The organism is Streptococcus sp. 116-D4, from assembly GCF_009731465.1.
GTDB classification, from domain to species: Bacteria; Bacillota; Bacilli; order Lactobacillales; family Streptococcaceae; genus Streptococcus; species Streptococcus pseudopneumoniae_E.
In genome coordinates this window covers 1,190,690-1,211,144 of record NZ_AP021887.1, presented here as the reverse complement: position 1 = coordinate 1,211,144, position 20,455 = coordinate 1,190,690, and the positions used below count along the sequence as shown (strand labels likewise).

16 protein-coding genes and 1 pseudogene are annotated in these 20,455 nt (G+C 39.9%); 10 read left to right on the top strand and 7 right to left on the bottom strand.

The window, feature by feature from the left end; all coding sequences use genetic code 11:
* Window positions 1-34 precede the first annotated feature (34 nt).
* Both UKS_RS06185 and rsmG read right to left on the bottom strand, forming a co-directional pair.
* Window positions 35-1,318, bottom strand: a complete 1,284-nt coding sequence (locus UKS_RS06185; protein ID WP_173020467.1) for a uracil-xanthine permease family protein — start codon at window positions 1,316-1,318, stop codon at window positions 35-37.
* 398 nt (window positions 1,319-1,716) lie between these two features.
* Window positions 1,717-2,430, bottom strand: coding sequence for a 16S rRNA (guanine(527)-N(7))-methyltransferase RsmG (gene rsmG / locus UKS_RS06180; RefSeq protein ID WP_156012220.1), 714 nt, complete (start codon window positions 2,428-2,430; stop codon window positions 1,717-1,719).
* Window positions 2,431-2,523: 93 nt separating this feature from the next.
* Between rsmG and UKS_RS06175 the strand changes: the two genes are divergently transcribed.
* Window positions 2,524-3,084 (top strand): LemA family protein, encoded by a 561-nt coding sequence (locus UKS_RS06175; protein WP_156012219.1) that lies wholly within the window; start codon window positions 2,524-2,526, stop codon window positions 3,082-3,084.
* A gap of 1 nt (window position 3,085) precedes the next feature.
* Window positions 3,086-3,985: a zinc metalloprotease HtpX gene (htpX, locus tag UKS_RS06170; RefSeq protein ID WP_156012218.1), complete on the top strand. Its 900-nt coding sequence runs from the start codon at window positions 3,086-3,088 to the stop codon at window positions 3,983-3,985.
* Window positions 3,986-4,029: 44 nt separating this feature from the next.
* On the opposite strand, the gene UKS_RS06165 is transcribed toward htpX, so the two are convergent.
* Together UKS_RS06165 and UKS_RS06160 are read right to left on the bottom strand one after the other, a co-directional pair.
* The gene (locus tag UKS_RS06165) at window positions 4,030-5,589 is read right to left on the bottom strand and encodes an ATP-binding cassette domain-containing protein (RefSeq protein WP_156012217.1); all 1,560 of its coding nucleotides are present in this window, start codon (window positions 5,587-5,589) and stop codon (window positions 4,030-4,032) included.
* Between the two features lie 390 nt (window positions 5,590-5,979).
* A pseudogene (locus UKS_RS06160) lies at window positions 5,980-6,308 on the bottom strand (helicase BlpT).
* A 173-nt stretch (window positions 6,309-6,481) separates the two neighbouring features.
* Between UKS_RS06160 and UKS_RS06155 the strand changes: the two are divergent.
* From UKS_RS06155 to UKS_RS06120, 8 genes are all read left to right on the top strand, one after another.
* Window positions 6,482-7,024 carry a YceD family protein gene (locus tag UKS_RS06155; protein WP_156012216.1) on the top strand — a complete coding sequence of 181 codons (543 nt, stop codon included), beginning with the start codon at window positions 6,482-6,484 and terminating at the stop codon, window positions 7,022-7,024.
* The gene (gene nth, locus UKS_RS06150) at window positions 7,024-7,653 is read left to right on the top strand and encodes an endonuclease III (protein ID WP_156012215.1); all 630 of its coding nucleotides are present in this window, start codon (window positions 7,024-7,026) and stop codon (window positions 7,651-7,653) included. Before UKS_RS06155 ends, nth begins: the two co-directional genes overlap by 1 nt.
* 210 nt (window positions 7,654-7,863) lie before the next feature.
* Entirely contained in the window at window positions 7,864-8,385 is a 522-nt protein-coding gene (gene pyrR / locus UKS_RS06145) for a bifunctional pyr operon transcriptional regulator/uracil phosphoribosyltransferase PyrR (protein ID WP_033676960.1), read from the top strand.
* Between the two features lie 20 nt (window positions 8,386-8,405).
* A complete protein-coding gene (locus tag UKS_RS06140; protein ID WP_156012214.1) occupies window positions 8,406-9,329 on the top strand; it encodes an aspartate carbamoyltransferase catalytic subunit in 924 nt (307 codons plus the stop codon).
* A gap of 49 nt (window positions 9,330-9,378) precedes the next feature.
* A complete protein-coding gene (locus UKS_RS06135) occupies window positions 9,379-10,458 on the top strand; it encodes a carbamoyl phosphate synthase small subunit (protein ID WP_156012213.1) in 1,080 nt (359 codons plus the stop codon).
* A 446-nt stretch (window positions 10,459-10,904) separates the two neighbouring features.
* Entirely contained in the window at window positions 10,905-14,081 is a 3,177-nt protein-coding gene (gene carB, locus UKS_RS06130) for a carbamoyl-phosphate synthase large subunit (protein ID WP_156012212.1), read from the top strand.
* A gap of 216 nt (window positions 14,082-14,297) precedes the next feature.
* Window positions 14,298-15,632 (top strand): Nramp family divalent metal transporter, encoded by a 1,335-nt coding sequence (locus UKS_RS06125; RefSeq protein WP_156012211.1) that lies wholly within the window; start codon window positions 14,298-14,300, stop codon window positions 15,630-15,632.
* Between the two features lie 241 nt (window positions 15,633-15,873).
* A complete protein-coding gene (locus UKS_RS06120; RefSeq protein WP_173020491.1) occupies window positions 15,874-17,130 on the top strand; it encodes an ISL3 family transposase in 1,257 nt (418 codons plus the stop codon).
* 52 nt (window positions 17,131-17,182) lie between these two features.
* On the opposite strand, the gene UKS_RS06115 is transcribed toward UKS_RS06120, so the two are convergent.
* The 3 genes from UKS_RS06115 to tacF are packed head-to-tail and all read right to left on the bottom strand — an operon-like array spanning window position 17,183 to window position 20,294.
* Window positions 17,183-17,992 (bottom strand): LicD family protein, encoded by an 810-nt coding sequence (locus UKS_RS06115; RefSeq protein WP_156012210.1) that lies wholly within the window; start codon window positions 17,990-17,992, stop codon window positions 17,183-17,185.
* 1 nt (window position 17,993) lies between these two features.
* Window positions 17,994-18,797 (bottom strand): LicD family protein, encoded by an 804-nt coding sequence (locus UKS_RS06110; RefSeq protein ID WP_156012209.1) that lies wholly within the window; start codon window positions 18,795-18,797, stop codon window positions 17,994-17,996.
* A 9-nt stretch (window positions 18,798-18,806) separates the two neighbouring features.
* Complete coding sequence (gene tacF, locus UKS_RS06105) at window positions 18,807-20,294, bottom strand: type IV teichoic acid flippase TacF (RefSeq protein ID WP_156012208.1); 1,488 nt, start codon at window positions 20,292-20,294, stop codon at window positions 18,807-18,809.
* Window positions 20,295-20,455 lie beyond the last annotated feature (161 nt).

Sequence of the window (20,455 nt, the reverse complement as noted above, 5' to 3'; positions counted from 1 at the left end):
TTGGAAATGCTCGTTTTTTGATGTGTTTAGACTTTTAATCTTTATTTTCGTATGGTAAGATCAAGTTCAAGACGATACCTGTCATGGCTGATAGGGCAGTACCTGAAAGTGTAACTGGACCAAGTTTAAGGATAGCTCCTCCAAGTCCAAGGACCAACATAGCACTTGCGATGATTAGGTTACGCATTTGACCGAAGTCAACACGTTCTTTGATCAAGACTTTCAAACCGTTGCTGGCGATAACTCCATAGAGAAGGATTGACATACCACCAAGTACAGCGTTTGGAATAGTTGAAATCAAGGCAGTGAATTTACCAAGGAAGCTAAGGGCAATTGCAATAAAGGCAGCATTACGGATAACTGAGACAGAAGCGATACGAGTCATACCGATAACTCCTGTATTTTCTCCGTAAGTTGTATTGGCTGGTCCACCAAGGAAGGCAGAAACAGAAGTTGCTATACCGTCACCAAGAAGAGTACGGTGAAGACCTGGTTCTTTCAAGAATTGACGACCACAGATTTGGCCCAAAACAGTATGGTCTCCGATGTGTTCTGAAATGGTTACGATAGCGATTGGCAAGATAGCAATCGTTTCTGGACCGAAGTAAAGGTCGTATTGTTTGAAGGCACCACCTGTGTTGAATGGCAGGTAGAAACCAGGGATTTCAAACCAGTTTGCTTCAAGAACAGGAGTGAAATCAACCAATCCAAGTGCTAGGGCAAAGAGGTAACCACCGATAATGGCAAAGAGGAATGGAATGATTCGTAGGAATCCTTTTCCTTTTGTGTTGATAAAGGCAGCAATTAAGAAAGTAACAACTGCTACAAGAGCATTTTTCCAATTTCCATCAGCTACAAGACCAGCATTGGTAACAGCTGAACCTGCAAGTCCAAGACCAATTACGATAATCATAGGACCGATAACGATTGGTGGTAAAAGTTTGTCAATCCATTTTGTACCAGCAAAGCGGATGCTAGTTGAAACAAGAACGTAGATTAAACCTGTAAGAATAACCCCAGTTTGAGCGGCAGATACATCGCCACCTATTTCTTTCATGGCAAGTGACATAGCTGTGATAAAGGCAAAAGAAGAACCCAGATAAACTGGAACTTTAAAGCCAGTACAAACCATATAAATGAGTGTTCCTACACCTGATGCAAAAAGGGCAACAGATACAGGCATTCCCAAGATCAAAGGTACCAAGATAGTAGCACCAAACATGGCGAACACGTGTTGGAAGCTGAGAAGGATCCCTTTTCCAGCTGAAGGACGTTGGTCAACGTCTAAAAGCAAATCAACAGTTGATTCTTGTTTCATATAAACCTCACTTTTGGGCATCAAAAAAGAGCCCATTATTTTACAGCAATAGGCTCTCAGAGTAAGACTTCTCTAAAATCTAGACTTTAAAGAGTTTCAAATATTTCTGCGCCTTCGTCACCTCACGGGATGACATTAAAAACCTTTGCTTGTGATAGTATAGCAGAAAAAAATGATTTTGTAAATCATTTTTTCCCGAGCCTTGAAATAGGAGAGCGAGGTATGATTTTGTAAATCATTTTTTCCCGAGCCTTGAAATAGGAGAGCGAGGTATGATTTTGTAAATCATTTTTTCCCGAGCCTTGAAATAGGAGAGCGAGGTATGATTTTGTAAATCATTTTTTCCCGAGCCCAGAAATGCGAGAGCGAGGTGTGAATTTGCAGATTATTTAATCTTTCTATAGTGGGCGTTTGTTAGGCATGCCAGCCTTACGTGGATATTTGTTTGGAGTTTCCTTTTTCTTCTCAACAATAGTAATGTAGCGAGGGTCTCCATTAGGAAGTGTGTAACTGAGATTATCTTCAACCTTACTAAAGAGAAGATTGAGGGCATTCTTAGCTTCCAATAATTCCTCAGGCGCATTGCTGGCCTTGAGTGCCAATAGTTTCCCGCCAACTTTAAGGTAGGGAATAGTTAATTCAGATAAGACCTGCATACGGGCAACAGCACGAGCCGTTACAAAATCATAGTGAGCACGGAAGTTCTTGTCTTGGGCAAAATCTTCAGCACGCCCATGGTAGAAATGAACACCGTCCAAATCCAGTTCTTGAGCCAATAGTTGAAGGAAGTTGATGCGCTTATTGAGCGAATCAATGATGGTCACCTCTAACTGAGGATAGAGAATTTTCATCGGTAGACTAGGAAATCCAGCTCCAGCCCCGATATCAAGAAGTTTGATAGTTTCATTGGGAATCAAGCCTTGCAGAATGGGTGCAATCGAATCGTAAAAATGTTTGAGATAAACTTCTTCCTTGTCCGTAATGGCTGTTAAATTAATCCTTTCATTCCACTCGACCAAGAGTTCAAAATAACGTTCAAATTGTTCTTTTTGCTGGTCCGAAAGTGGAAGATTTTGCTCGGCAAGCAAGTTGTAAAATGTTTCTGGTTTCATAATTTTTTCCTTCTTTAGTATCATCTTATTTTACCACAATCATTAAAAATTTGATATACTGGTACTAATCTAAAAGTAGAAAGGACTTATATAATGACTTGGATTATTCTTGGAGTTATCGCTCTTATTGTTATTTTTGTGATTGCTAGCTACAACGGTTTGGTTAAGAATCGTATGCAAACAAAGGAGGCTTGGAGTCAAATTGATGTTCAGTTGAAACGTCGAAATGACCTCTTGCCAAACTTGATTGAGACTGTAAAAGGTTACGCCAAATATGAAGGTTCTACCTTGGAAAAAGTGACAGAACTTCGTAGACAAGTAGCCGCAGCAACGTCACCAGCTGAAGCTATGAAGGCCAGTGATGCCCTTACCCGCCAGATTTCTGGTATCTTTGCAGTGGCAGAAAATTATCCAGATTTGAAAGCTAGCGCTAACTTTATCAAATTACAAGAAGAGTTGACAAACACAGAAAATAAAATTTCTTACTCTCGTCAACTCTACAACAGTGTTGTCAGCAACTACAATGTAAAATTAGAAACTTTCCCAAGCAATATTATCGCTGGAATGTTTGGATTTAAAGCAGCAGATTTCCTTCAAACACCAGAAGAGGAAAAGGTAGTTCCTAAAGTTGATTTTAGCGGTTTAGGTGACTAAGATGTTGTTTGATCAAATTGCAAGCAATAAGCGAAGAACCTGGATTTTGTTGCTGGTATTTTTCCTACTCTTAGCTCTTGTTGGCTATGCGGTTGGTTACCTCTTTATGCGGTCTGGGTTGGGTGGTTTGGTTATCGCGCTGATTATCGGCTTTATCTATGCCTTGTCCATGATTTTTCAATCGACAGAGATTGTCATGTCCATGAATGGGGCACGTGAGGTTGATGAACAAATGGCACCAGACCTCTATCATGTAGTGGAAGATATGGCTACGGTCGCTCAGATTCCTATGCCTCGTGTTTTCATCATTGATGATCCAGCCTTAAATGCCTTTGCGACAGGTTCTAACCCTCAAAATGCTGCAGTTGCTGCGACGTCAGGTCTATTAGCTATCATGAATCGCGAGGAGCTAGAAGCTGTTATGGGACATGAAGTCAGTCATATTCGTAATTACGATATCCGTATTTCGACTATTGCTGTTGCCCTTGCTAGTGCTATTACCATGCTTTCTAGTATGGCAGGTCGTATGATGTGGTGGGGTGGTGCAGGTCGTAGACGAAGTGACGATGACCGAGATGGAAATGGCTTAGAAATCATTATGCTAGTGGTTTCCCTACTAGCTATTGTGCTAGCACCTCTCGCTGCAACCTTGGTGCAACTAGCTATTTCTCGTCAGAGGGAATTCCTAGCTGATGCTTCTAGTGTCGAGTTGACCCGTAATCCTCAAGGGATGATTAATGCTCTACGTAAGTTGGATAATAGTAAACCGATGAGTCGTCCTGTCGATGATGCCAGCAGTGCACTTTATATCAATGATCCTAAGAAAGGGGGAGGGCTCCAAAAACTCTTTTATACCCACCCACCTATCTCAGAACGGATTGAACGATTAAAACAGATGTAAAAAAGATCCAGAGATTGTCTCTGGATTTTTACTATGTCACAAATTTATACATCTTCTAAATTAACTAGCTCCAAACCATGTTCTGTTAAGCGATAGATGATTGAACAGACCTCTTTTAAGAAACGACGGTCATGCGAAACAGTGATGAGACCACCTGGATAAGTGGCAAAGAGTTTTCTGATTTGGGGTTGAGAAGTGGGAGAAAAGTTTCGTGTAGGTTCATCCAGCAGGAGAAAGTTTGGTTTGCGCAAGACTAAATCCAAAAGCAGGAGTTTGCCTTGTTGTCCGCCAGATAAGGAGCGAATTTGATGCTGCATTTCTGGATAACTGAAATTGAGACTAGCTAGATGAGATTGGATTTTCTGAAGTTCCTCTTTTTCTCCAGTTTTGCTGAGGTAGGCTATTGGTGATAGATCCAATTGCAGTTTTTTGTGGTAATCTTGTGGCATATAACCAAGGGAAATCTCTTTTTTATCATTCAGAAGTTGTTGTAACTTGGCTAATAGAGTTGATTTTCCAACACCATTTGGGCCGACGATACCGATTTTTTCTTGCCCACGGACCGTTAGTTGTAGTTCTTGAGCCAAAACACGGTCGTCAATGGACAAACTTTCCTTTTCCAGTTGGATTAAGACTTTAGATGCTGGTAATGGTTGTATATCTGAGAAAAAAAGTCTAATTTCTTCCTCTTCAAGTGGCTTTTGGGTCATGGACTGAGCTTCCTTTTCAAAGCGTTTTTCTTGAGAGAGAACAGTTTTCATTTTTTTGGCCAATAGGCGACCGGCAGTACTGTCTTTGGTAGCTCGAAGCGCAGTTTCTACATTTTGCTTGACTCGCCGATGTTTTTCCATGGTTTTGTCATAGGATCTCTGGTCGTTAGCAGCTTGCTGGCTTTGTCTGGCAAAATTAGCCTTTCTCTGCTCACTATAGCGATCATAGTCTAAATGCTCTACTAACGTTTCTGCTTCTTTACGGTGCTTGACTAGTCGCAAGTGGACAATAGTATCGGCCGTTTGAGACAGAAAGTCCTCATCATGGGAGATGAAAAGAACAGTTTGCCGAGTCTTGTGAATTTGACCTTTTAGCCAATCAACCGTCTCAAGGTCTAGGTCATTTGAAGGTTCATCTAAAAATAGAATCTCAAAGGGTTTAGCTAACTCATGGATGAGCTGAATTTTCAAAGCTTCGCCCCCTGATAGACTGCCAATATTTTGGTCGCTAGCGAAGCGATCGCTATCAAAATGCAATTCCTCAGCCAAACGATAGAGGATACTGTAGTCTAAATCAAGAGAATCTAAAAAGAAGTAGTCGTGTAGACTTCTCTTTTTCAGGTCCTCGGGGAGTTTTTGAGGAATATAGGCCAGTGACTGATAGTCAGACTGGATGTCTCCCTTTATAGTGAAATCAGGCAAAGCTTCCCCCATTAAAGTTTTAATCAAGGTCGATTTGCCATTTCCTTCCTCTCCAATAATAGCTACCTTTTCCCCATCCTGGATGGTTATGTTTAAGTCAGAGACAAGGTCTCGCAAATCTTTGTTTTGTGTGATGGTCAGGTGATTGATTTTTATCATATAATTGCCCTTTCTAGAATGTCGATAGTGCATAACAAAAAACTCTACTTTACCTAGTAGAGCCAAAGTCTATGTCATAAAAACTCTATTAATACTCTTCGAAAATCTCTTCAAACCACGTCAGCGTCGCCTTACCGTAGATATATGTAACTGACTTCGTCAGTCTTATCTACAACCTCAAAGCAGTACTTTGAGCAACCTGTGGCTAGCTTCCTAGTTTGCTCTTTGATTTTCATTAAGTATAAAATGCCAGAAAAAGAGCATAAAAGAGTACACAAAAAGAGACAAAAACAAGATCTACTAAATAAAGGTTATTTATTTGATAGACTTAGTTGTTCATGTCTCCCTTACCTCCGAGTATTAGTACCTCTATCCTATACCTTTCAGGATATTTTGTCAATAGAAAACTGGAAATTCCAAGCTCTAAAATCCAAAAATAGGTCCATAGAAGGTCAATACGTGTTTAATATGTTCGTAATGGAATTCATCATAGTTTCGCTAAGCAGTACGAGTTTGCTCATTCAGTTTAAGTGTGCCAAGTCCAATCAAGAGGCTGGTCCGTTGGTAAAATTTCTCAAGGTCAATTAAGATACTGTTGTTCAATTTTGCAGCTTTTGTGAGCTCTTGATAGTAGTGTTTAGCAGCTCTTGCAGTTGAAGATCATCGAGTGTTCCTTGTTTACAACTTTGGAAATTTTTATTTAACTTGGATAGGAGTTGGGTTGCATTAGTAATGAGTTCTTTGTCTTCCATATGAGCCTCCTACTTACTCTAATGTATTATTTTTTATAGAATAGCATCAAAAAACAAAAAGAATCATACTAAATATTAAAAATCAAAAATCGAATTTTAATTACAAAGCTTGGTGTGCTGATTTGTAAACTTTTCATGGTATAATGAAAAGAGTAAATCTTTATGGAGGAAGTATGAAATTCAATATTCAAGAAATTCGTAATCAGTCTGAAGGCTTGCGTTTTGAACAAACGTTAGACCTAGCCGCAGACCTGCGTGCACGCAATCAAGAAATTTTAGATGTAAAAGATATCCTTGCAGTTGGGAAAGTACAGTACGAAGACCGTATGTATTTCCTAGATTACCAGTTGTCTTACACCATTATCCTTGCTTCAAGTCGTAGTATGGAGCCAGTTGAGTTAGTTGAATCTTATCCAGTCACAGAAGTTTTCATGGAAGGGGCAACCAACCAGTTAGATCAAGAAGTTCTAGATGATGATTTGGTCCTGCCTATCGAAAATGGAGAACTGGACCTTGCTGAGAGCGTGTCAGACAATATCCTGCTAAACATTCCTATCAAGGTCTTGACGGCTGAAGAAGAGGCTGGTCAAGGATTTGTGTCAGGAAATGATTGGCAAATCATGACTGAGGAAGAATACCAAGCCCAACAAGCAGTTAAGAAAGAAGAAAACAGTCCTTTTGCTGGCTTACAAGGACTATTTGACGGAGACGAATAATGGTCTTGTCAAAAAAACGCGCACGAAAGGTGCTAGAAGAAATCATTGCTCTGTTTCCAGATGCCAAGCCCAGTCTTGATTTTACCAATCATTTTGAACTCTTGGTTGCGGTCATGTTATCAGCTCAGACAACGGATGCAGCGGTAAATAAGGCCACACCAGGTCTCTTTGCCGCCTTTCCAACGCCACAAGCCATGTCTGTGGCGACAGAGAGTGAGATTGCTTCACACATTTCTCGCCTGGGACTGTATCGCAATAAGGCTAAATTTCTTAAAAAATGTGCCCAACAGTTACTGAACGATTTTAATGGTCAAGTTCCTCAGACACGTGAGGAATTAGAGAGTCTCGCAGGTGTTGGTCGCAAGACAGCCAATGTTGTCATGAGTGTGGGCTTTGGAATTCCAGCCTTTGCAGTAGATACTCATGTGGAGCGTATTTGCAAACACCACGATATCGTTAAAAAATCAGCGACACCACTTGAGGTGGAAAAACGTGTCATGGATATCTTGCCACCAGAGCAGTGGTTAGCTGCCCATCAGGCCATGATTTATTTTGGAAGAGCCATTTGTCATCCTAAAAATCCAGAGTGTGACCAGTACCCACAGTTATATGATTTTAGCAATTTGTAAGATGAAACATCGAAAGTTTTTGCTTGATTTTAGGCTCGCTTTGTGCTATAGTAATTGATAACTAAATATTCCTTTAAACCTGTCCCGTGAGGCAGGCAAGGAGCGCGATAAAGTAGAAGGGTGAAGTCTATACTATTTGTAGTAGGGCTCGCTTAGCTATACATTTCAAGTCTCCTTGTTTAAGGAGACTTTTCTTTTTGGAGGTTTGTCATGAAGACAAAAGAAGTTGTAGATGAATTGACTGTCAAACGAGCGATTACGCGTATTACTTATGAGATTATCGAACGCAACAAAGATTTGAACAAAATCGTCTTGGCTGGTATTAAAACTCGCGGAGTCTTTATCGCCCACCGAATCCAAGAACGTTTGGAACAGCTAGAAAATCTTTCAGTTCCTGTTGTGGAATTGGATACAAAACCTTTCCGTGATGATGTTAAAAGTGGAGAAGATACTTCTTTGGTTTCTGTTGATGTGACAGACCGTGAAGTTATCTTGGTGGACGATGTGCTCTATACAGGCCGTACCATCCGTGCTGCTATTGATAATATTGTTGGCCATGGTCGTCCTGCGCGCGTGAGTTTAGCAGTTCTAGTAGACCGAGGACATAGAGAATTACCAATTCGTCCAGACTACGTTGGTAAAAACATCCCAACCAGTCGTTCAGAAGAAATCATCGTAGAGATGACTGAACTTGATGGACAAGATCGTGTTCTTATTACTGAAGAAGCCTAGATAGCAAAAAGGAGTTAGCCATGTCAGAAAATCAACAAGCCATTCAACACGTAGTTTCTATGGAAGACCTTACTGTAGAACAAGTAATGAAATTGATCAAACGCGGGATCGAATTTAAAAATGGAGCAAAAGCTTCTTACGAAGACCAACACATTGTCTCTAATCTCTTCTTTGAGAGTTCGACTCGTACTCACAAATCTTTTGAAGTAGCAGAGATTAAACTAGGACTTCACCTATTGGACTTTGACGTGAAAACAAGTTCAGTCAATAAGGGTGAAACACTCTATGATACAATTTTGACCTTGTCAGCCTTGGGAGTGGATGCCTGTGTCATCCGACATCCAGAGGTAGACTACTATAGAGAGTTGATCGCAAGTCCTACTATTACGACTTCCATTATCAATGGTGGGGATGGTTCGGGTCAACACCCAAGCCAAAGTTTGCTTGATTTAATGACGATTTATGAAGAATTTGGACACTTTGAAGGACTTAAAGTGGCCATTGCTGGAGACCTTGACCATTCACGTGTGGCTAAATCCAATATGCAAATCTTAAAACGTTTGGGAGCAGAACTCTACTTTGCTGGTCCAGAAGAATGGAGAAGTCAAGAGTTTGCGGACTATGGACAGTTTGTAACCATTGATGAAATCATTGACCAGGTAGATGTCATGATGTTTCTTCGTGTACAACATGAACGTCATAATAGTGGAACAGGCTTTTCAAAAGAAGGCTATCACACTCAACATGGTTTAACTCAAGAACGTTATGACCGTTTAAAAGAAACAGCAATCCTCATGCATCCGGCTCCAGTGAACCGTGATGTAGAAATCGCAGATCATTTAGTTGAAGCACCAAAATCACGGATTGTCCAACAAATGACCAATGGTGTCTTTGTTCGAATGGCAATCTTAGAATCCGTACTGGCGAGTAGAAACGCCAACTAAAACACAAGACGTTAAAAGACGCCAGTGAGCGTCCACGAGAGGTTAAAATATGACAAAAAGACTTCTAGTATTAGAAGATGGCACAGTTTTTGAAGGAAAGGCCTTCGGAGCAGATATTGATGTAACAGGCGAAATCGTTTTTAATACAGGGATGTCTGGCTACCAAGAATCCATTACAGACCAGTCTTATAATGGACAAATCTTGACCTTTACTTATCCTTTGGTAGGAAATTATGGAATTAACCGTGATGATTACGAATCCATTATTCCAACTTGTAAGGGAGTCGTTGTTTTTGAAGAAGCGCGTCGAGCTAGCAACTGGCGAAATCAAATGACGCTGGATGAATTTTTGAAAGCCAAGAAAATTCCTGGTATTTCAGGGATTGATACGCGTGCACTCACCAAGATTATCCGTAAGCATGGTACCATGCGTGCAACCTTGACCCATGTTGGGGACAGCATGGACCATGTGACGGACCAGCTCCAAGCGACAGTCTTGCCGACAGACAATATCAAGCAGGTTTCTACTAAAACTTCATATCCAGCTCCAGGAGTTGGTTTAAGCGTGGTGCTAGTGGACTTTGGTCTCAAGCACTCAATTCTACGTGAACTTTCTAAGCGTAACTGTAACGTTACAGTTGTTCCTTATTCGACAACGGCTGAAGAAATTCTCCATCTCAATCCTGACGGAGTTATGTTGTCAAACGGTCCAGGTAACCCAGAAGATGTTCCACAGGCACTGGATATGATTCGTGGTGTGCAAGGGAAAATTCCAATCTTTGGTATTTGTATGGGGCATCAACTCTTTGCAATGGCAAATGGTGCTAAGACCTATAAGATGAAATTTGGACACCGTGGATTCAACCATGCGGTACGCGAAATTGCTACAGGACGTGTAGACTTCACCAGTCAGAACCATGGTTATGCAGTTAGCCGTGAGGATTTGCCAGAACACTTGATTATCACTCACGAAGAAATCAATGACAAGTCAGTGGAAGGTGTGCGCCACAGATATCAACCAGGTTTCTCTGTTCAATACCATCCAGATGCAGCCCCTGGTCCACACGATGCAAGCTACTTATTTGACGAGTTTATCGAGATGATGGAAGCTTTTAAACAATCAAACTAAGAACGAGTAAAAGCTCGTCAGAGAATTTATGTAACTGAACACGGACGGAAAGCTCGGAATTTAGAGAAACCAACTTGGATTGTCAATTCTTCCTTGGTTTCCTAAAATTCAATCACTTTCTATTCGTCCTTTGTATCTTATTTAATGGCAACCCGAGAGTTGCCGAATAGAAAGGCAGGTCGTTTCTTTTAGTCGCTACTGGGCGAACTAAAAACTCCCTGCACTAGATTTTTTATCGAAAATATCGTTTCTCTAAAAAATCGTCGGAGAATTTATTTAATGGCAACCCGAGAGTTGCCGAGTAGAAAGGAGAAGATACATTGTTCGCGGAAGTGAACACGCTCTAAGAACTGTGTGAAAAAGATAAACATCGTCTTGATGCTAAAGGCGTCTGCACCGAGTTTTCTATTTTCACTGTGTTCTTTACAGGCTTTGTATCATAAACTATGCCTAAACGTACTGATATTCAAAAAATTATGGTGATTGGTTCTGGTCCGATTATTATTGGTCAGGCTGCTGAGTTTGACTATGCTGGCACCCAGGCTTGCTTGTCCTTGAAAGAGGAGGGCTATGAGGTTGTTTTGGTTAACTCAAACCCTGCCACCATCATGACGGATAAGGAGATTGCTGACGAGGTCTATATCGAACCGATTACACTTGAGTTTGTGACGCGTATTCTCCGTAAAGAACGTCCAGATGCCTTGCTTCCAACACTTGGTGGTCAGACAGGGCTCAACATGGCCATGGAATTGTCTAAAAATGGTATCCTAGATGAGCTTGGAGTTGAGCTTCTGGGAACTAAATTATCTGCTATTGACCAAGCAGAGGATCGTGACCTCTTTAAACAATTGATGGAAGAGCTCAACCAACCGATTCCAGAATCTGAAATTGTTAACACTGTGGAAGAAGCCGTTGCCTTTGCAGCGACAATTGGCTACCCAGTGATTGTCCGTCCAGCCTTTACCCTAGGTGGTACTGGTGGTGGTATGTGTGCCAACGAGGAAGAATTGCGTGAAATCGCTGAAAATGGGTTGAAGCTGTCACCTGTTACTCAATGTTTGATTGAACGTTCGATTGCTGGTTTTAAGGAAATCGAATACGAAGTGATGCGTGACTCGGCTGACAATGCCCTTGTTGTATGTAACATGGAAAACTTTGACCCAGTCGGGATTCATACAGGGGATTCCATCGTATTTGCCCCAGCGCAAACTATGTCAGATTATGAAAACCAAATGCTACGCGACGCTAGCTTGAGCATCATTCGTGCCCTTAGGATTGAAGGTGGATGTAATGTTCAGCTTGCCCTTGACCCACATAGTTTTAAGTACTATGTCATCGAAGTAAACCCTCGTGTATCGCGTTCGTCAGCGCTTGCTTCTAAGGCAACTGGTTACCCAATTGCCAAATTGGCAGCTAAGATTGCCGTCGGATTGACTCTAGATGAGGTTATCAACCCAGTTACAGGTTCAACCTACGCTATGTTTGAACCAGCCCTTGACTACGTCGTTGCTAAGATTCCACGTTTTCCTTTTGACAAGTTTGAAAAAGGTGAGCGCCGTCTTGGGACACAGATGAAGGCCACTGGTGAAGTCATGGCTATCGGTCGTAACATCGAGGAGTCACTTCTTAAAGCTTGTCGCTCCCTTGAAATTGGGGTTCATCACAATGAAATGCCTGAGCTTGCAGATGTTTCTGATGATGCCTTGATTGAAAAGGTTGTCAAAGCCCAAGATGACCGTCTCTTCTATGTATCAGAAGCCATTCGTCGTGGTTACACACCAGAGGAAATTGCTGAGCTTACAAAAATTGATATCTTCTATCTGGATAAACTCTTGCACATCTTTGAAATTGAGCAAGAATTAGGTGCCCATCCACAAGATCTAGAAGTTTTGAAAACAGCCAAACTCAATGGCTTCTCAGATCGTAAGATTGCTGAGCTCTGGAATACTACAGCTAACCAAGTTCGTCAACTTCGCTTGGAAAATAAGATTGTTCCAGTTTACAAGATGGTTGATACTTGTGCGGCAGAATTTGAATCAGAAACTCCATACTTCTATTCTACTTATGGTTGGGAAAATGAATCAATCAAGTCTGATAAGGAATCTGTACTTGTTCTAGGTTCAGGTCCAATCCGTATCGGTCAAGGGGTTGAGTTTGACTACGCAACTGTTCACTCTGTTAAGGCAATTCAAGCTGCTGGCTACGAAGCTATTATCATGAACTCGAACCCAGAGACCGTTTCAACCGACTTCTCTGTATCAGATAAACTTTACTTTGAACCATTAACATTCGAAGATGTCATGAATGTCATCAATTTGGAGCAACCAAAAGGTGTTATCGTTCAGTTTGGTGGTCAAACAGCTATCAACCTTGCTGAGCCATTAGCAAAAGCAGGTGTGACTATCCTTGGTACGCAGGTTGCTGACCTAGACCGTGCCGAAGACCGTGACCTCTTCGAACAAGCTCTTAAAGACTTGGATATTCCACAGCCACCTGGACAAACAGCCACCAATGAAGAAGAAGCTGTACTTGCAGCTCGTAAGATTGGCTTCCCAGTTCTTGTTCGTCCTTCTTATGTCTTGGGTGGACGCGCCATGGAAATCGTTGAGAATGAAGATGATCTTCGTTCTTACATGCGTACAGCCGTTAAAGCAAGTCCAGATCACCCTGTTCTTGTTGACTCTTATATCGTCGGTCAAGAGTGTGAAGTAGATGCTATCTCAGATGGACAAAGTGTCCTCATCCCAGGTATCATGGAACATATCGAACGTGCTGGTGTCCACTCAGGTGATTCCATGGCTGTTTACCCTCCACAAACCTTGTCTCAAAAGGTTCAAGAAACCATCGCAGACTACACAAAACGCCTTGCAATCGGCCTTAACTGCCTTGGTATGATGAACATTCAGTTTGTCATTAAGGATGAAAAAGTCTACGTTATTGAGGTCAATCCACGTGCCAGTCGTACTGTACCGTTCCTATCAAAAGTAACCAATATCCCGATGGCTCAGGTGGCGACCAAGCTCATTCTTGGTCAAAGTCTTGAAGAACTTGGTTACCAAGATGGACTTTACCCAGAAAGTACTCGCGTTCATATTAAGGCACCTGTCTTCTCTTTTACCAAGCTAGCGAAAGTAGACAGCTTGCTGGGTCCGGAAATGAAGTCAACAGGTGAAGTTATGGGTTCTGACACGACTTTGGAAAAAGCTCTCTACAAGGCTTTTGAAGCTTCTTATCTTCATTTGCCAACCTTTGGGAATGTTGTCTTTACTATCGCTGATGATGCTAAAGAAGAGGCCTTGGACTTGGCTCGTCGTTTCCAAGATATTGGCTATGGAATCCTCGCGACAGAAGGAACAGCAGCCTTCTTTGCTAGTCATGGATTGCAAGCCCAACCTGTTGGTAAGATTGGTGATGACGATAAAGATATCCCAAGTTTTGTTCGCCAAGGAAGAATTCAAGCTATCATTAACACAGTTGGAACAAAACGAACTGCTGATGAAGATGGTGAGCAGATTCGCCGTTCAGCCATTGAACACGGAGTGCCTCTCTTCACAGCCTTGGATACAGCTAATGCTATGCTTAAAGTACTTGAAAGCCGTAGTTTTGTTACAGAAGCAATCTAGTTGAGAAAAAATTTTCACATTTTTAAAGCCAGCTTTTTCTAACGCTGGCTTTTGCAATACAGGTCTTGCTTGCTTTAACTATCATGCTTTCCTTAAGAATCATTTCAAAATGTGATATAATATGAATAAATTGTAAATAGGAAACTATTTTTATTGTATTTTCAAAACTCCATGAATAAACTAAGTAAAGACAAGATTAGAAAGTGAAATATGCCTATGTCTTCTTACAAAAAGATCTCTCTTTCTGAGATCAACCAATCCATTGAAACTCCGAATAACAATCATTTTTGGCAAAATCTAAAAGCATTTTTAGGGCCTGGCGCTCTTGTGGCTGTTGGATATATGGATCCTGGAAACTGGATTACTAGTGTGGTTGGTGGGGCTTCCTACAAATATAGTCTCTTATTCGTTATTTTGATGTCATCCATCATTGCTATGCAGCTACAACAGATGGCTGGAAAGCTCGGTATCGTGACTAAGATGGACCTAGCACAGGCAACAGCTCAGCATGCCCCCAAGTGGCTCCGTTATAGTCTATGGGTGATGTTAGAATTAGCTTTAATGGCGACAGACTTGGCTGAGGTTTTAGGTTCAGCGATTGCCTTAAATCTTTTATTTAAAATACCGATAATGGTCGCTATACTGCTAACTGTTTTAGATGTATTTCTTTTGCTTTTGTTGATGAAATTTGGGTTCAAGAAGATTGAAGCCATTGTTACAACCCTTATCTTAACTATATTAGGAATCTTTTCTTATCTGGTGGCTTTATCCAATCCAAGTATGCAGGGGATTTTTGGTGGCTATTTACCGACTTCGACTTTATTTGAAAGTCCTTTGCCAGGACATGAGAGTCAACTGACTTTGGCTTTAGGGATTGTGGGAGCAACAGTCATGCCTCATAATCTCTATCTCCATTCATCGCTATCTCAAACAAGGAAAATCAATCACAAAGATAAGAAGGATGTTCGAAAAGCCGTGCGTTTTATGACCTGGGATTCAAATCTTCAGTTGTCCCTAGCTTTTATTGTCAATTCCTTACTTCTCATTTTAGGAGCATCGCTCTTTTTTGGTCATGCATCTGAAATTTCAGCATTCTCCCAAATGTACAATGCTTTGCAGGATTCTACAATAGCAGGAGCGATAGCTAGCTCAACTCTGTCAACTTTATTTGCTTTAGCCCTTTTAGCAAGTGGCCAAAATTCTACTATTACAGGTACTTTAACAGGACAGATTGTCATGGAAGGTTTCTTGCATATGAAATTACCTCAGTGGATTATCCGTGTTGGTACAAGGATTTTTGCCTTGCTTCCTGTAATCATAGTCGCTGTCTTGTTTGGGCATCAAGAAAAGACCTTGGATCAGTTATTGGTCTATTCGCAGGTCTTTCTGTCAATCGCTCTTCCATTCTCGATTTTTCCCTTAATTTATCTGACTTCTAAGAAGTCACTGATGGGAGAATTTACCAATGCCAAGTGGAACACAATCCTAGGCTACGTAGTTTCAATCATCTTAACCATTCTCAATATTAAGCTTCTTTTTGATATTTTTTAAACTCGTTAAAATCAATTTTGTATCGGTTCGAAGATCGACAAAGAGAAAGTAGTATTGGTTGATTCATGGAAAGAAGTAAAAAGAACAGTCAAAACTGTTCTTTTTTGTCGTTTATATTGGCTCTATAATATTTGTAGTGGGTAAATCCCCTATAGATATTATGGAGCCTATTTTGTTGTAGAAAAAAAGTTCCATATCATCTATAATGAAAAGCGATCAAACCATCATTAGAAAGAATCATATGGAACAATTACATTTTATCACAAAACTTCTCGATATTAAAGACCCAAACATCAAGATTCTAGATATCATCAATATGGATACCCACAAAGAAATTATCGCTAAGCTGGATTATGAGGCCCCTTCTTGTCCTGATTGTGGAAGTCTAATGAAGAAATATGACTTTCAAAAACCGTCTAAGATCCCTTACCTCGAAACAACTGGTATGCCTTCTAGAATTCTCCTTAGAAAACGCCGTTTTAAGTGCTATCAGTGCTCTAAAATGATGGTTGCTGAGACTTCTCTCGTCAAGAAGAATCATCAAATCCCTCGTATCATCAACCAAAAAATTGCTCAGAAGCTGATTGAAAAAACTTCTATGACCGATATTGCTCATCAGCTGTCCATTTCAACTTCAACTGTCATTCGCAAGCTCAATGACTTCCGTTTTAAGCATGATTTTTCTCGTCTTCCTGAAATTATGTCATGGGACGAGTACTCCTTTACAAAGGGAAAGATGAGTTTCATTGCTCAAGATTTTGATAAGCTCAATATCATCACTGTTCTTGAAGGCAGAACACAAGCTATCATTCGAAATCACTTTCTTAAATATGATAGAGTCGTTCGATGTCGAGTGAAAATCATTACGATGGATATGTTTAGTCCTTACTATGACTTGGCTAAACAGCTTTTTCCAAACGCTAAAATCGTGTTGGATCGTTTCCATATTATCCAACATCTCAGCCGTGCTATGAGTCGTGTGCGTGTCCAAATCATGAATCAGTTTGAGCGAAAATCCCATGAATACAAGGCTATCAAGCGTTACTGGAAGCTCATCCAACAGGATAGTCGAAAACTCAGCGATAAACGTTTTTATCGTCCTACTTTTCGTATTCACTTGACCAATAAAGAGATTCTAGACAAGCTTTTGAGCTATTCAGAAGACTTGAAACACCACTATCAGATCTATCAGCTCTTGCTTTTTCACTTTCAGAACAAAGACCCTGAGAAATTTTTCGGACTCATTGAGGACAATCTGAAGCAGGTTCATCCTATTTTTCAGACTGTCTTTAAAACCTTTCTAAAGAACAAAGAGAAAATCATCAACGCTCTTCAATTACCTTATTCCAACGCAAAATTGGAAGCGACCAATAATCTCATCAAACTTATCAAACGAAACGCCTTTGGATTTCGGAACTTTGAAAACTTCAAAAAAAGAATTTTTATAGCTCTGAACATCAAAAAAGAAAGGACGAATTTTGTCCTTTCTCGAGCTTAGCTGACTTCAACCCACTACAGTTGACAAAGAGCCTTTATATTGTTGCCATCAATCAGTTCTTGCGATAAGCTTTAATACTGTGACTATACCACTCTTGCATTTCCTTTGATGGTGGTGTCATATAATCCCCATACATCTGAGTTAAAAATTGATCATATTTTTTAGGGACGGGTAACATACGGCCTTCAAAATCGGTTAAAATCAGTTCTTTAAAAGTATCAACTGGGAAGACTTCTTTCATTCCTTCTTTACCAATCCCAATTCCTCCTTCATATTGAGGAGTGTTGGTTGCAGCATTTTTGACTAGCTGATCAATTTTCTTGTAAAAGTAACGGGGATTGACCAATCGGAGGGCGTACCAGCTACATAATCTTAGAAAATCTTTTAACTTGCTATCACCGTGAACTGCACGTGATTTTTTGATATAAGCTAGTTGACGAAGGGCTACATACTTATAACTTTTATCGACAATACTCAAGTCTGTAAAGCGATCAATTGGGAAGACATCGATAAAGAGACTAGTGTCATGACGCTTGTACTTAACATGGTCTTCGATAACAGTAGAAGTGTCCAAAATCGATGCGAAATTATGGAAGTACCAAGAAGAAGTGTCGTAGGAAAGAACCTTATAGCGAGGGTGATTTTCTTTTTCAATAATCTTCAGTAAACGCTCATAATCTTCACGATAGAGAGAAATATCAATATCATCGTCCCAGGGAATCATACCTTTGTGGCGGATAGCTCCAAGCATGGTTCCATAACTGAGAAAATAAGGAATATCATGTTTCTTACAAGTCTCATCAATATAGTCTAGCAGAGCTAGTTGAATTTCTTTAATTTCTTCTCTTTCTAAATACTGCATCCTAATCCTCCAATTTGTAAGCGTGAAATTCATGACTGTAGAAGCGTTTTTCTTCTGGTGGTAGGGTCATATAATCTTCATAAAATTGTGTCAAAATAGTATCAAATTTTTCAGGTGCTGGAAGGGTCAAATTCTCAAAGGGTAAATCGATTGTTTTATCGAAGGTACCACTTGGGAAGACTTCCTTTTCCTTAAATTTAGAAGGGATAAAAGCCATATACTGCCCATTTTCACGACTATATTTTTGAATTTCTTTCTCGATTTTATGTGCGAAATAACGAGGAGAAACAGGTCGAAGGAGCAACCAGAAGGCTGTTCGTATCCAATCTTTTAAAAGGCTATCTTTATAGACAATATTTTTGTGTTTACTGAAAGACAGAAGTTTGAAGCTTTCCAGCTTATAACAAATATCAATGACCTTAGGGTCATCGAAGCGATCCATAGGGAAAATATCAATAAAAACACCTGACTCATAGGTTTTTGTATTCCGAGTATCAATAATTTTAGTCGTACTGTCTGTTATTTTGATAAAGTTGTTAAAGTAGCTCTTATCCGTTTCTAAGGATAAAAGTTTATATTTACTTTTTTCATTTTGAAAAATGGTAATAAATCGTTGGTAGTCTTCTCGAGGCATGGAAAGATCAATATCGTCGTCCCAAGGGATAAAGCCCTGATGTCGAACTGCCCCAATCAGAGTTCCGTAGTTAATCATATAGTTGATATTGTGTTTTTTACAGAGAGTATCAATATAATCCAAAATTTCTAATTCAATTTGTTTGGCATCTTCAATGGTTAGTTGTTTCATTCTAAACTCCTATGATCTTTTAAATTTATTTTTTAAGGCTAGGACATGGTTTAAAAATTCATAGAAAATGCTATCTTTGGTGAAGACAAGTAGACCAATATAAGAGATGGCTGAAAGCAAGACAATCAAACCAGTATTAATCAAAAATGGCAAATTAATGACCATATCCACAGGATACAAGAAATTAATCAGGAAATAGATTCCTACAAAGGAAAGTGAAAAGAGCGAGTATCGGACAGTGTAGCTAAAGAGATGTCCCAAGTGAATGAGTTGTTTTCTATGGATGAAAATGATATAGAAGACGAGTAGAGAGGCTTCTGATAGCATAGTTGTCAGTAAGTAGTATTCAGGAGCCACGATATGGTTGAAAAAGAGGAGACTATTTAAGCCTAAATTGAGTAATCCTGCAAAGACTGTATAGACTGTGATACGTTTTTCATAGCCATTTGTAAAGAGAATTTGGGAACCAAGAATGGTATCTAGTGCCAGGATAATCGTACGAAAAGCGAAGAGAGAGGTTAAGATACCGCCTCCGATATATTTTTCACTACCGTAAAGTAGGATGGCATTTGGTCCTAAAACCATGAGTCCAAAGCTCAGTGGAATGATAAAGAAGTTAAAGATTCGACTTCCTCTGTTAACAAGTGCGACATAGGCTTCCTTATCGCCTTTTCCTAGATAATAGCTGAGACGAGGTACACTCACTCCGATAGCTCCTGTTACAACACCAGCTATAACGGTCACAATTCGTTGAGCCATAGTATAGTAACTAACGTTGACATCAATCCCTGTTTTAACGAGGAAGAGACGATCCAAAAAAGTGAAGAGCATATTGGCATTGGCAAAGACCAACATAGCTGTTAGCGGGAGAAAGAGCGGTTTAAAATCACTTATGTGAATCTTCACAAGCTTAATGTCTCTTTTAATCCAAAAATAACTAATCAGATAGTTAATCAGTGTCGATAAACTCATCACAAGTGTATAGACAACAATATCGTGTTCATTTTTGACAAACAGGAAAATAGAGACCAGCATCAGGATACGTATGAAGGCAGTCTTGTAAAAAAGAAAACTGTAATTTTCCAGAGCTTCATTGACCCATTCGATTGAAAAAATCTGGGCAATGAGTTGAATCCCCATAACAAGGTAGACTTTTTTGACGATTGGATTATCTGTAAAGAAGAGAGGATAGGCTAGGATATAGACAGCAGTGGTCAAAATTGTACAAGCTATGCACAAATAAAAAAGAATAGAGAAGGTTCTATTAAGATCTTTTTTACTATCCTTGACATTACTGATGGCTCTTAAACCGTAGTTATAGACTCCATAAGTTGCGAAGGGCAAGAAAAAAGACAAAATAGTGTCAACTGAGTTGAAGTAACCATAGTCAGTTCGGTCCAAGACACGTGCGACATAGGTTCCGGTTAGGATGGGAAAAATAATATTTAAGACACGAATTCCCATATAAGATAGAGCATTTAATTTTATACTTTTCATTCAATTTACCTCGTTTTTCATTATATCATAAAGTCGGCTAATAAGAAATGAGGGGCAGTAAGTCAAACAATCACTTTGAAGTTTCAAAGTTTAATTTTAAGTTTTCTTTAAGGAAAGTATATTATTCTGAAGAACTCTAAAATTTCACAGCCATTTATTAG